The organism is Streptomyces sp. NBC_01439, from assembly GCF_036227605.1.
Taxonomy (GTDB): domain Bacteria; phylum Actinomycetota; class Actinomycetes; order Streptomycetales; family Streptomycetaceae; genus Streptomyces.
Window position 1 is genome coordinate 764,325 of the sequence record NZ_CP109487.1, and the last position, 12,207, is coordinate 776,531.

General features: G+C 69.3%; 11 protein-coding genes and 1 pseudogene. 7 read left to right on the forward strand and 5 right to left on the reverse strand.

Annotated features, from left to right (window positions below):
* Positions 1–167: 167 nt before the first annotated feature.
* Together OG207_RS03595 and OG207_RS03600 are read right to left on the reverse strand one after the other, a co-directional pair.
* On the reverse strand, positions 168–1,919 hold the full coding sequence (locus OG207_RS03595) for an AAA family ATPase (RefSeq protein WP_329095797.1): 1,752 nt from the start codon (positions 1,917–1,919) through the stop codon (positions 168–170).
* A gap of 576 nt (positions 1,920–2,495) precedes the next feature.
* Complete coding sequence (locus tag OG207_RS03600) at positions 2,496–3,686, reverse strand: cytochrome P450 family protein (protein ID WP_329095798.1); 1,191 nt, start codon at positions 3,684–3,686, stop codon at positions 2,496–2,498.
* Between the two features lie 387 nt (positions 3,687–4,073).
* Here OG207_RS03600 and OG207_RS03605 point away from each other — a divergent pair, with 387 nt between their 5' ends.
* Both OG207_RS03605 and OG207_RS03610 read left to right on the forward strand, forming a co-directional pair.
* On the forward strand, positions 4,074–4,247 hold the full coding sequence (locus tag OG207_RS03605) for a hypothetical protein (protein ID WP_329095800.1): 174 nt from the start codon (positions 4,074–4,076) through the stop codon (positions 4,245–4,247).
* Positions 4,244–5,422, forward strand: a complete 1,179-nt coding sequence (locus OG207_RS03610) for a cytochrome P450 family protein (RefSeq protein WP_329095802.1) — start codon at positions 4,244–4,246, stop codon at positions 5,420–5,422. The genes OG207_RS03605 and OG207_RS03610 overlap by 4 nt, the downstream gene beginning before the upstream one ends.
* A gap of 142 nt (positions 5,423–5,564) precedes the next feature.
* Here the strand turns inward: OG207_RS03610 and OG207_RS03615 are convergent, their stop codons facing one another.
* Both OG207_RS03615 and OG207_RS03620 read right to left on the reverse strand, forming a co-directional pair.
* Positions 5,565–6,479: an NADP-dependent oxidoreductase gene (locus OG207_RS03615; RefSeq protein WP_329095804.1), complete on the reverse strand. Its 915-nt coding sequence runs from the start codon at positions 6,477–6,479 to the stop codon at positions 5,565–5,567.
* A 40-nt stretch (positions 6,480–6,519) separates the two neighbouring features.
* Positions 6,520–7,593: an alkene reductase gene (locus tag OG207_RS03620; protein WP_329095805.1), complete on the reverse strand. Its 1,074-nt coding sequence runs from the start codon at positions 7,591–7,593 to the stop codon at positions 6,520–6,522.
* A 239-nt stretch (positions 7,594–7,832) separates the two neighbouring features.
* On the opposite strand from OG207_RS03620, the gene OG207_RS03625 reads away from it, so the two are divergent.
* Entirely contained in the window at positions 7,833–8,366 is a 534-nt protein-coding gene (locus tag OG207_RS03625) for a MarR family winged helix-turn-helix transcriptional regulator (protein WP_329095807.1), read from the forward strand.
* 281 nt (positions 8,367–8,647) lie between these two features.
* Here the strand turns inward: OG207_RS03625 and OG207_RS03630 are convergent, their stop codons facing one another.
* Positions 8,648–9,214, reverse strand: coding sequence for a Clp protease N-terminal domain-containing protein (locus OG207_RS03630; RefSeq protein WP_329095809.1), 567 nt, complete (start codon positions 9,212–9,214; stop codon positions 8,648–8,650).
* A 629-nt stretch (positions 9,215–9,843) separates the two neighbouring features.
* Here OG207_RS03630 and OG207_RS03635 point away from each other — a divergent pair.
* The 4 genes and pseudogenes from OG207_RS03635 to OG207_RS43980 form a co-directional block, all read left to right on the forward strand.
* The gene (locus tag OG207_RS03635) at positions 9,844–10,407 is read left to right on the forward strand and encodes an HAD family acid phosphatase (protein ID WP_329095811.1); all 564 of its coding nucleotides are present in this window, start codon (positions 9,844–9,846) and stop codon (positions 10,405–10,407) included.
* 394 nt (positions 10,408–10,801) lie between these two features.
* Positions 10,802–11,293 carry a hypothetical protein gene (locus tag OG207_RS03640; RefSeq protein ID WP_329095812.1) on the forward strand — a complete coding sequence of 164 codons (492 nt, stop codon included), beginning with the start codon at positions 10,802–10,804 and terminating at the stop codon, positions 11,291–11,293.
* Positions 11,294–11,432: 139 nt separating this feature from the next.
* Positions 11,433–11,567 (forward strand): hypothetical protein, encoded by a 135-nt coding sequence (locus tag OG207_RS03645; RefSeq protein WP_329095813.1) that lies wholly within the window; start codon positions 11,433–11,435, stop codon positions 11,565–11,567.
* Positions 11,568–11,692: 125 nt separating this feature from the next.
* A pseudogene (locus OG207_RS43980) lies at positions 11,693–12,204 on the forward strand (hypothetical protein); the annotation flags it as partial.
* Positions 12,205–12,207: the final 3 nt, after the last annotated feature.

Consider the following 12,207-nt stretch of genomic DNA (forward strand, 5'->3'; position numbering starts at 1 on the left):
CACGACGCTACCACGAGATCGATCGACGGCTCCGCTACCCGGCGTCCGCGCGGCGGCACCGCTCTCGCTCGCTGGACGAAGCGCACCCCGATGGCGAACTCACGGACCTGCGACAGTGACACGTCGCAGGCCAGGACTCGGCTCGCGCGCTCCGGCGGGCTTGCGGGTCAGTCCTCCGGAGCCGCAGCGGGCCGGGGGGCGATGCTTCCCGTGAGCTCCTGGTACGCGTCCATCACATCCCCCAGGTGCAGCGTGGTGACCTCGTCCGGCGACGGAACTCCGGAGTGGCCGATCCGGTCGAAGACGCGCAGGTCCCTCGCCGCGGCGGCCTTCCGCACGAGTTCGCGTGCGAAGCGGCCGTTGCCGAGGCGGTCGATCAGGTCTCGGGTGACGGCCAGGTCGCATGACACGCGCAGCGCGTTCGCGGCCTCCTCGGTGAGTGAATCGCCCTGGGCTTCGAGGAACGACTCCGCGATCAGCACCAGGTCGTCGGCCGCGTAGGCAGGGAAGTCCACCCGGGTGTTGAAGCGGGAAGCGAGGCCCGGATTGGTGGACAGGAGCTCTGCGATCTCGTCCGGGTACCCGGCCAGAACCACGACCAGGCGGTGCCTGTCGTCCTCGGCACGCTTGAGCAGTACCTGTAGGGCCTCCTTCCCGAAGGCGTCACCGCCCGAGTAGCCGGTGTTGGACAGCGCGTACGCCTCGTCGATGAAGAGCACTCCGTCGAGCGCCCGGTCGATGGCCTGGGACGTCTTGATCGCCGTCTCGCCCAGGTGCTGTCCCACGAGGTCCACGCGCTGCACCTCGACGACGTGGCCCCGCTCCAGCAGGCCGAGTCCGGCGAAGACGCTGCCGACGATGCGGGCGACGGTGGTCTTGCCCGTGCCGGGCGGTCCGGCGAACACCAGGTGTTGCGGAGCAGGCGCCGCGGTCAGGCCCTGGCTCCTGCGCACTGCCGCCATTCGCAGCTGGGCCGACAGGCTCCGCACCTGGCGCTTCACCGGGGCCAGGCCGACCATTCCGTCCAACTCGGCCATCGCCTCGTCCAGCAACCTCGAACGCTCCTCGTCGCTCAAGGTGCCGCCGGAGGAGTTCCCGCGCTGTTCCCGCACGGTCGGGGCGGCCTGGGCCGGTACGGGTGCAGGTACGGGTGCGGGTGCGGTCGGCGGGGTCAACGCCTGGGCACGCTGGGCCACGTCGCCCAGGCCGGGGCTGTATCGGAACGCAGTCTGGAAGTGCTTCAGCGCTTCCTCGGCACGGTCGAGCTCCTCGTAGGCACGGCCACGCAGATAGGCGACTTCGCCGAGGAAGCCGGCGTTGTCGCCGAGCGCTTGCGGGAGCGGTCTCAGGACGTTGAGCGCCTCGTGGGAAACGCCCTGGGCGATGAGGCCGGCCGCGACGTAGAGCTGTGACTCGTCCCTCAGGAAGGAGTTCCGAATCCCTTCGGCGAAGGTGAGCAGAAGTGGCCAGTCCCTCTTCAGGAAGGCGTACCGTGCGCAAACGAACCGGGTCTCGTCGCAGTCGAGCACGGCATGGGAAAGCATGTTCCACGCCTGCTCGAGCAGGCCGTCGTCCAGGAGTTTCGCCGCCCGCGCGAGCCACAGGTCACGGTCCGTCTCCAGGCGGAAGTTCACGTAGCCCCCGATCTGGAACCGGGAGGACAAGGGGGTCTGGAGCTTCCTCCGCAGGGCACCGAAGTCCTGGGCCTGACCGTACATGGCCTCGACCGCCCGGTCCTGGAGCTGCCCGACGGCATGGAACCCTAGCCAGGCATCGGCCGCGAGCGGATTGTGCTCGAGGGCCGAGCGGAAGGACTCGGCAGCGGCGGCCGGATTGCCCGACCTCAGCTGCACGACGCCTTGGAGCCATGCCTGTTCGCACTTCTTGATCGAACGCCATGATACTGACGGCCCCTGCACCGAGATCTCCCCTGCTGTCGTCCGGCAATCCAAGATCTACTTCCCGCGGAATGCGTGAGCTGATCCCCCGCCAAGTAATACCTGAGAGCTGCCGTTCGACAAGGAACGAGCCCTGCGCGTCCACGTCTACGGACGGATCGACGGGCGCCCGCGCGCAGGCCTCGTCCCGTGACGTCGAGGTCGGCGTTCTCGGCGGTCGGCCGGGGTCCGTCTTCCGTCCCTCGTAGGATCGTTGGCGCTCGCCGGCCCTCGCCTCACGCCCTGTGCAAGAACACCGCCGCTTTCCACCACTACCTCGCGGACGGTCGGGGCACGGTGACGGCGATCCGAACCTTGGAGACGGCCCCTGTCCAGCGGACCCTCGAAGCGGTGGCACCGATCGCGTCCGGGCCGCCGTCATACCGCCACGGGTGACAGCGCCGAGCGCACCGGAAGTGCCGGGGCCGGAAGTGCCGGAGCGCTGAGGCGGTGGAGAGCTGAGCGTCCGCTCGGAACGGTCGTGGGCGCGGCATGCGTTTTCGCGTGCCGCGCCCACAACCGTATCGGGGTCCGGAGGCGCGGGGCCTCACCGGACTCTCACGCGAGCGGCCGCGCGGCCTTGTACTCCACCGGCAGCTCGAGAAGGCCGCGGGCCCGCAGAGAGGTTCGCCACTGGGGTTCGGTCTCGGTGAGGGTCAGGCTGCTGAACCGCTCGAGGAGCGCGGACAGTGCGATCTCGACCTCGGCGCGGGCCAACGGAGCGCCCAGGCAGTAGTGGATTCCGTGGCCCAACGCCAGGTGTCCGGAGGTGTCGCGGTCGAGGTCGACCTGCTCGGGGCGGGAGAAGCGGGCGGGATCGCGGTTGGCCGCGGACAGCGACAGCAGGACGGTTTCTCCTGCAGGGATGGACGTCCCGCCGATCGTCACGTCCTCGGTGGGGAAGCGGCGGATCGCCAGAAGCGCCGGCCCTTCGTAGCGCGCCAGTTCCTCGACTGCCTCAGGGAGCTTCGACGGGTCCAGGCGAAGGCGTGCCAGGAGGTCGGGATGGGTCAGGAGGGCATGAACGGCGTTGCCGATGAGCTGGACGGTGTTCTCGTAGCCGGCGGCGAGGATCAGGAAGGCGAGCGAGGTCAGTTCGTCCTCGCTGAGGCGGTCGCCGTCGGTGTCGCGGACCGCGATCAGGTCGGAGAGCAAGTCGTCGGCGGGGTGCTGGCGCTTGTGCGCGATGAGCTCGGTGAAGAAGGCGAGCATGGCGCCGATCGCTTGCTTGGCCGCCTGGGGGCGGCTGGGGTCCGGCGCGATCAGCTCGTTGGTCCAGCCGCGAAAGTCCTTGCGGTGGTCGTCCGGGACGCCGAGGAGGTCGCAGATGACGGTGATCGGCAGTGGTGCCGCGTATGCCGCGATCAAGTCGGTTCGACCGTGCGTGCCGAGGGCGTCGAGCAAGTCGTCCGCGGTGCGTCGGATCGGGGTACGGAGCTCTTCCACGCGGCGAGGCGTGAACGCGCGGCCCACGAGCTTGCGCAAACGGGTGTGGTCGGGGGGATCCATGTTCAACAGGTTGGCGTCCAGGGCCGGCGGTAGCGACAGGCCGCGGTACGCGCCCTCCGCCGCATGGGTCTTGTCGAGGGACAGCCGAGGATCCGCGAGGGCTGACCGGACGTCGTCGTACCGGGTGACGAGCCATGCGGGCTCGCCGCCGGGCCCGGTGATGCGCTGAACCGGCGCAGTGTCACGTAGCCGCTGGTACGCGGCATAGGGGTGGGTGGCGAGCTCGCCTTGAAGATCCATGAGCACACCCTAATTCGTCATCACGGCCGGACAACGGGCCTGTTGAAGGACGCGTGCACCGGGCCGAGCCGTGTCCGCGACGCCGTTTGGCCGGTCCGCGTCTCCAGATGTGGGCCGCCGCAAGCGGGGCACTCGGCCTCTGTCACGGCATGTTCCTCGGCGGACTTCCCTCGGTGGGGATGCGCGGATTTCCACTCACAGGAGACGAGACGACGACCTGGCCCCGGAACGGCCGGCGGCCTCCGCCCCTCTGAACTCGCCCCGGGAAGACGGGTTATGGTGTCCTACGCCGGCCTCGAGGCCCTCCCGCGATGCGCCCGCCGGCGTCGCCGACCTCGTCGATCACTTGCGGGGTCACTGGCCCGCAGCATAGGGAGGTTCTGAGCGGTGCTGATCACGTACGTCTCGGTGGCCGTTTGCCTGGCCTCCTTCGTGGCACTGCTCATCAGCAGGTCGTCCCCACGATCGAAGATCCGGCTCCGCAACCGGGCGATCGTCGCCCCCCGCGCTCGCGCTGCCGGAACCGAAGCCGGAGCCGGAGCCGGATCGGTGATCGCGTGATCGTCCCCCTCTTCGACGACGCTCTGATGACCGACCCGCACGGCCGGTACGCGCAGCTGCGCAGCGCCGGGCCCGTCCACGCCACGACGACACCCGACGGGGAAGCCGTCTGGGTCATCACCGGCTATGCCGAAGCCCGCGCCGCCCTGGCCGACCCCCGGCTGTCCCTGAACAAGGCGAACGCTCGTACCCGCGACTCCTACCGGTCCTCCATGCCGCCGGAGCTCGACGCCCACCTGCTCAACATGGACCCGCCCGACCACACGCGTTTGCGGCGACTGGTGTCGAAGGCATTCACTCCCCGCCGCATGGCCGACCTTCGCCCGCGCATCGAAACCCTCGCCGCCGAACTCCTGGACGCGGCCCCGGCGGGCCCGGACATCGACCTGGTGGACGTGCTCGCGAACCCGCTCCCGATGAACGTCATCTGCGAGCTGCTCGGCGTTCCGGCCGACGCACGGCGCGACTTCCGCGAGTGGACCAACACCCTGCTCTCGCCCGCCCCGGGAGCAGCCGTGGACTCCCGGACGGCCATGCGCAGCATGTACCGCTACCTCGTCGAGATCATCATTGCCAAGCGGGAGGAGCCCACGGACGACCTTCTCTCCGCCATGATCCAAGCGCGCGACGAACACGACGGCCTGACCGAGTCCGAGCTCGTGTCCATCACCTTCCTCATCCTCTTCGCCGGCTACGACAACGCCGTCCACCTCATCGGGAACACCATCACGGCCCTGCTCCTCCACCCCGAGCAGCTCGATGCCGTCCGCCACGGCACACTCGCGATCCGCGACGTCATCGAAGAGACGCTACGTTCGGATCCGCCGTTCCCCCTGGGCGTCCGCCGGTTCGCACTCGAGGAGCTCACCATCGCCGGGACCGTCGTCCCGGCAAGCGGGCGGATCTGGATTTCGATCATCTCCGCCAACAGCGACGAGGCTCAGTTCCCGTACCCCCGCAGCTTCGATCCGACGCGTACCCCCGCCCACCTGGCCTTCGGCCACGGCATTCACTACTGCCTCGGCGCCCCGCTGGCCCGGCTTGAAGCAGAAGTCACCGTTGAGACCCTTCTGCGGCGTAGACCCGGGCTGAGGCTGGCCGTGGCCCGCGAGGACCTTCAATGGTGGCCCTCGTTCCACAAGCGCGGGCTTCGGTCCCTCCCCGTATCGTGGTGACCCTGCCGCTGCACGTTCGCTCGAGCAGCAGGCCCCTTGAGGTCTGGAGGAGCTGAGTACCGCCTTCGGCCCGGAGACGACCGGCTGCGGCCCCCGGGGCCGCCTCGCCCCCGGAAGCAGTACGAGGCGGCAGCGCGCGAGGTCAGGGCAGCAGGACGGCCTTGCCGCGGTTGCGGTGGGCTTCCAGGTCGGCGTGCGCCGTCGCGGCCTCTTCGAGCGGGTAGGTCCGCCAGACGGGCAGGGTGAGCGTGCCGTCGGCGGCGAGCTCGACCAGTTGCGGCAGGGCTTCTTCGGCCTGGTCGGCGCTGCCGGCTCGGCCGGCGCTGAAGCGGACGCCGTGCTGCGCGGCGGACATGTCGGCGATGGTGATGACGTGTGCGGCGTCGCCGGTCAGGGCGACGGAGTCGGCGAGGACGCCGGCACCGGAGGCATCGAGGACGAAGTCGACCCCCTGGGGCGCTGCGGTCCTCACCCGCTGCAGCCAGCCGTCGCCGTAGCGGACGGCGACGGCTCCGAGGGCGGTGACCCGCTCGATGTCGTGCTCGCCGACCGTTGCGATGACGGTGGTGCCGCGGGTGACGGCCAGCTGCGCCGCGATGATGCCGACGCTGCCGCCGGCACCGTGGACGAGCAGGGTCTGCCCCTCGCGCACTCCCAGCTCGGCAAGGACACGGAACGCGGTCCGGCCGACGGTCACCAGCGACGCTGCGACCTCCCAGGACAGCGCTGCGGGCTTGGCGACCGGCCGTTCCAACAGCGCGTACTCGCTGTAGCTGCCGCCCGCGGTGGCGCCGAGGACCTCGTCACCCACGGCCACAGCGGCCCCCTCGCCGAGCGCGTCGACGACACCGGATGCGTCCAGTCCGGGAACGACGGGGAAGCGCGCCGGGACGGCCCCGGCCATCAGGCCGGAGCGGATCTTCATGTCGAGAGGGTTCACGGAGGCGGCCCGCACTCGGATCCGGACCTGGCCCGGGCCCGGCTCCGGCGGGGTGACCTCCGACAGGCGCAGCACCTCGGGCGTGCCGTACTCGGAGAAGGCGATCGCTTTGGACATCAGGAACTCCCAGGTAAGGGCCCGTTGACGGAGCCGCTGCTCAAGCGGTGAGGGTGGGGTAGTCGGTGTAGCCGCGGTGGTCGCCGCCGTAGAAGGTGGTCTGGTCAGGGGTGTTGAACGGGCCGCCGGCGGCGAGACGCCGGGGCAGGTCGGGGTTGGCGAGGAACAGCGCCCCGTACGCCACCATGTCCGCGCTCCCGTCCTCGATCAGCTCGAGTGCGTCGAGGCCGGTGACGTCGGGATGGGTGAACGGGTTGAGGACGAACGTGCCGGGCCATTCCTTGCGCAGCCGTGCGGTCAGTCCGGAGTCCGGGCCCTCCATCAGGTGCAGATAGGCAAGATCCAGACCCGCGAGCCGGTCCAGCAGGGGCCCGTAGACCTCGCCCGGGTTGTCCTCGACGATGTCGTTGTAGCGGTTTCCGGGCGAGATCCGCAGACCGACTCGCCGGCCGCCGACCGCCTCGGCCACGGCCGTGACGACCTCGACGGCGAAGCGGATCCGGCCCTCGGTCGAGCCGCCCCAGGCGTCGGTGCGGTGGTTGGTGTTGTCCGCGAGGAACTGGTGGATCAGATAGCCGTTGGCGCCGTGGATCTCCACGCCGTCGAATCCGGCCTCGACGGCGTGGTGCGCCGCGGTCGCGAAGTCGGCGATGGTCTGCCGGATCTCCGCTTCGCTCAGCTCCTTCGGCGTGACGAAGTCCTGCGGCCCCTGGTGGGTGTAGACCCGGCCCTGGGCCACGACCGCAGAGGGACCCACCGGCGTCAGGCCGTCCGGCAGCAGGCTGGGGTGACCGATCCGCCCGGTGTGCATCAGCTGCGCGAAGATCACTCCTCCCTCGCGGTGCACGGCGTCGGTCACCGTCCGCCACGCGCGCACCTGGCCCGGCGTGTGCAGGCCGGGGGTGTCGGGGTAGCCCTGGCCGACGGCCGAGGGCTGGACGCCTTCGGTGACGATCAGCCCGGCGCCGGCTCGCTGCGCGTAGTAGGCCGCCATCAGCTCGGTCGGCTCGGCGTCCGGACCGTAGGCGCGGCTGCGTGTCATCGGCGCCATCACGACTCGGTTCGCGAGGCGGTGCGTACCGCCCAGGACGATCGGATCGAAAGCAGTGGTCATGGGTCACTCCCGGGGGGTCAGTGGCGCTCTGCGGGCCGGGCACACCGTGGCCCGCGCCAGCCTTTCCTGTCCGAACAAGTAAAACACTTGTCCGGACAGGAAACATGTCTTTGATGCCGAAGTGACGCTGGTAACACGCATCGAGCAGCCCATTTATGCCCCTCGACCGGTGAATCGGCGGCCACCGAGCTTCGATGAAAGGTAGAGTTCTCCTGCCCAAACAGGAGAGCGGGGAAGTGATGGCCGAGTCCACACCTGAAGCCAGGCAGGGTTCCGGAGCCGCCGAACGGGGCACCACCGTGCCGGTCCCCGGCGCGGCCAGCAGCGGACCGATCAGCCACGCGATCTTCCGGCTTGCCCGGCTGCACCGCATGTACGCGGGGCAGCTGCTCCGCCGCATCGGCCTGCACCCGGGCCAGGAACTGGTCATGATGCACCTCTGGGAACTCGGTCCCCAGCGTCAGATCGACCTGGTGCGCCTGATGGACTCCGACGCCGCCACGATGACCCGGACCGTCCGCCGCCTCGAACAGGCCGGCTTCGTCCGCCGCCGCCCCTCACCCACCGACAAGCGCGCCTCGCTCATCGAACCGACAGCAGCCAGCCACGCCCTGCGCCGGGAGGTGGAGCGGGTCTGGAGCCAACTCGAGGAGATCTCGGCCACGGGCCTCTCGGACGACGAGCGCGCCGGCGCCCTCGCCACCCTGGAACGCCTGGAGCAGAACCTCGTACGCGCCGCCGCCCAGCCCGTGGAGCCGAGCACGGAACCCTAGGAGCCGCGAGGTACGGCGCCGCCGCTCGCCCGCCGCTACGCGTCGCCCTGTTCGGGCTCCTTCCCTGAGCCGAACAGCGGCCGAGGGACACGAGCAGCGGCGCCCTCCGCCGGATCCTGATCCACCTTCTGCCTTCTGGAAGCCCGCGAGTTCGCAGCATCCTGGAGCCGGCCCGCCAAGAACCCGCACGCCGTCTCCGCTTCCGGGGAGACTGGCGTCCGGGTTCCGGCCGGCACCGCGACAGTACGTCTTACGGTCTCCCGGGCTCTGCTCCGCTCAGCTCAGCCCTCGACAGGCGCGGGGTCATCGCCTGCCGGGTCGAAGCCGGCGTCGGTCAGGACGGCGGCGGCCACTCCGCGGCCGACCCGGGCAAGACCGATCAGCAGGTCCTCGCAGCCGATGCGGTCGGATCCGTGCTGCTCTGACCGCGCCTCCGCGATGTCGATGGCCTTGCGGGAGTACGGGGTCCAGGCGATCCGCTCGGCCGCCTGGGAGGCTCCCACGCTCAGCCGGCTTCCGACGGATCGGTGAACCTCCTCCGGTGAGACGCCGACGGTCCGCAGGAGCCGGGTGGCGCCGTTGTCCTCTGCGGTCAGTCCCCAGAGCAGGTGTTCGGTGCCGATGTAGTTGTTGCGGTGGTGCACAGCTGCTCGCTTGACGTGGACCATCGCCTGGCGGAGGTCGTCGGTCATTGTCTCGGGGCTGTAGCGCTTGTGAGGTGCATGGAAGCGTTGCTGGACCGCCTGTCGGCTCACGCCCAGGGCGGTGCCGATGTCCGTCCACGAGTTGCCATGCATCCGGCAGTGCTCGACGTAGTCCTCCACCAGGTCGTCTGCCAGTGCCTGCAATTGGCCTGAGAGTTGGGCAGCGACCGTCAGTAGGGCTAGCCAGTCGGGTTGCTCTTGTCCACCGGGGCGGTGCGCGGTGTCGCATTTCCGGTCGACTTCCGCGATGAGATCGTCCAGATCTGGAAGAGTCATTAGGCAAGCACACCTTGACAATTCACGATTGTCAAGGCGCACTTGCATCCCTCTCGGCCCGGGCGACTGGCGCTCAGTCCAGCCCGTCTGTTGCCGAGTGGTGCACGATCTCTGTAGTCGGCCGAGGTCTCGGAAGGAGCGCTCCTGCAAGGGTGGCAGCTCAGCGTGCAGCCGAAGTAGAAGCGGCGCTCAACGAAGGCAGCCAGACACCCCGTTCCGCTCCAGCAGTGATCATCATGAGCCGGTGCTACTGACCACCACACCGTCAGCAACAGTCCACCCGAACCCGGTTCACCCGCCCGAGGCCCCGGCTCGCCGACGACACGCCACCCCGGCCCCGGCGGCTCGCGGCCCGCGGCTCGCCGAACCGGGTACGTGCGCTCGAAAAGGCAACGCCTTCTTACGTCTACCGGCGTCTTCCGTTCCCGGGAGCGTAACCGTGCGGTGTTTGCCTACCGGGCAAGGCCAGTCGTCCCTCTCAGAGAGGCTTGGAACCGATGACTCTTCGAAGGTCCTCCGTTGTGCTCGGTGCCCTGGCTGCGGTCGCCATGCCGACCGTGCTGTTGACCACCGCTCCCACCGCACAAGCGGCATCCGCACCCAGCTACCAGACGTGGCAGTCCGACGTGAAGGCGGCGGTGTCGCCCGCGATTCCCTGGCTGCGAGAGCGCCGCGAGGAGGGCGGGCAGGGGCTGTCGATCGTCCTCGACATCGACAACACCGCTCTGGAGACCTACTACCACCCCGGTCACGCCAACAACCCGGTGCGAGACGTGGCCCGGTGGGCCGACGCGCACGGCATGAGCGTCCTGTTCGTCACGGCCCGTACGTCCTCGTCCTCCGCCGACGCGCAACTCAGGGCGGCTGGCTACCCGGTGGACGGCATCTGCACCCGCCGGCACGGGGAGAGCCTCGGCAAGGGCAAGGCGCGCTGCCGGCAGGACCTCACCAGGGACGGCTACACCATCACCGCCAACATCGGCAACCGGTCGACCGACTTCGAGGGCGGCTACTACGAGAAGCCCTTCAAGCTGCCGAGCTACGGCGACCTGCTCGACTGAACGGTGCCCGGGTCCGGCGGGGTCATCGAACGTCGGGACCGCCCGCTTCACGTCGAACCTGCTCGGGACAGCGGCAGGAAGCCGGATCTGAGCGGGGCGAAGGCACGGGTCGGATCGTAGACGGCCACCGACGCCATCCGCTCTGGAGCGCTGGCGCGTCCGTGTCACGTCATCGGTGAAGTTGGTTGCGGCACACTCGGCGCCGCTCCGGCACGGCGCGTCCGCGGACGACGACAGCCACTCCGCCGGACCTGGTCGGACGCAACCGCCCATTCCCGCAGCAGTGCGGGCCGTCGCCCGGTGGAGCGACGACCCAGCCCTCGTGCCGGCCGTGCCCGTTTCCGATCTCGAACCCAGCGAGGTGCCTGTCTCACCTGGTGTTTAAGGTGCGGGCATGACTGTGCCTGAGATCATCCCCATCACCCATGAGCCGGGCCATCGCACGAGCACCATAGGCCGGTTCAGCGGCGGCCAGTTCCTGGCTTCGGTCACCTACGCATTCCCGGACGGGTTCGTGACGGGGGAAGGCTGGGAGGAGCAGAAGCGGCTCTTCGTCGTGCTGCACACGTTCGACCACGAAGGACGCCACCAGGAGTCTGACATCTGGTGTGCCGGTACTTGGGCGGATCAGGTCAAGCGTCCGCAGGGCGAGCGTTCCGTGGTTGCCCGTGCGGAAGCCCGGCTCGCCGCCGTCCTCTCCGGCCTCACAGGGCGTGAGTACTGCGACATCGCGATCCAGCCGTTCCAGCTCACCGTTGACGGTGTGGTCTTCGGTCTCATCACGGAGTGCCGTGCCGAAGACGAGGGCGGCGAGCACGACTGGGCTGAGCTCCATCCGGATCGGTTGGGCTTCTCGGCTCCGTGGAACGGCGAGTACGACACCTGACGGACAGCCACTGGCAAGGCCGACCCACCGAACAAACCCCAGCCGCCCTGACCGAGGGCGACCGGCTCCAGCTCAAGGCAGTACTGGAGAACTGCCCCGAACTGGAGGCACTCGCGGGGCACGTAACCGCCCGACTCTCGTGCGGCTGCTCGACTGGCTCGGCGACACCGCCAACGACGCCAACGACGAGTGCGTCGCCCTCGACGCCGACGTCCGCCGCAGCGCCATGATCGCTGCCGTCCCTCTTATCGAGCACCCTCTCCTCACCTACTGAGGTTTCGGGTTGTCGTCGGGTAGTGAGGGTTGATGATCCCTGCGGTATGCCGATGGGATGAGGTACCCGGAGGGTGGGGGCCTGACCGGTGACCGTCGGGCGTTTCGCGAGGGGATCCGGCTGCAGGACGGCCCCGCCGCCGGACCTCGGTCGCCGCGCCGTGCTGCTACGAAACCGGCGAGAATAGCCGTCTCATCCACCGGCCGCGCACCCCTCCCCTGCTCAAGGACGCACGCAAGAGCTTCTCCTGAAGGACTGCCGCGACCTCCTGGTGCGGGCACACATCCAGTTCGACGGCCCGATCGTGATGGTCTGGGACAACCTCAACACCCATCTGGCCGTCGGGCTGAAACGGTACGAGGCCGAGGATGACTGACTCACCACCGTCCGGCTTCCGTCGTACGCGCCCGACCTGATCGACGGCTGCCTCACCGCCACAAGCCTGGCCATCAACCCCCAACTCCGCACTTCAAGCCTCAGCGAGCTTCTTCAAGTTGGCCACCGATCGGGTGATGACGCCAGAGCGCTTCAGCGTCGAGTGAGCGGCTGCAGCATCCAGTGCCAGCAGCCTGCTGGCCTGAACGCCAATGCGGCGGCAAGGCCGGTGAGCGACGCTGTTGTCAGTCGCTGGTTCTAAGGT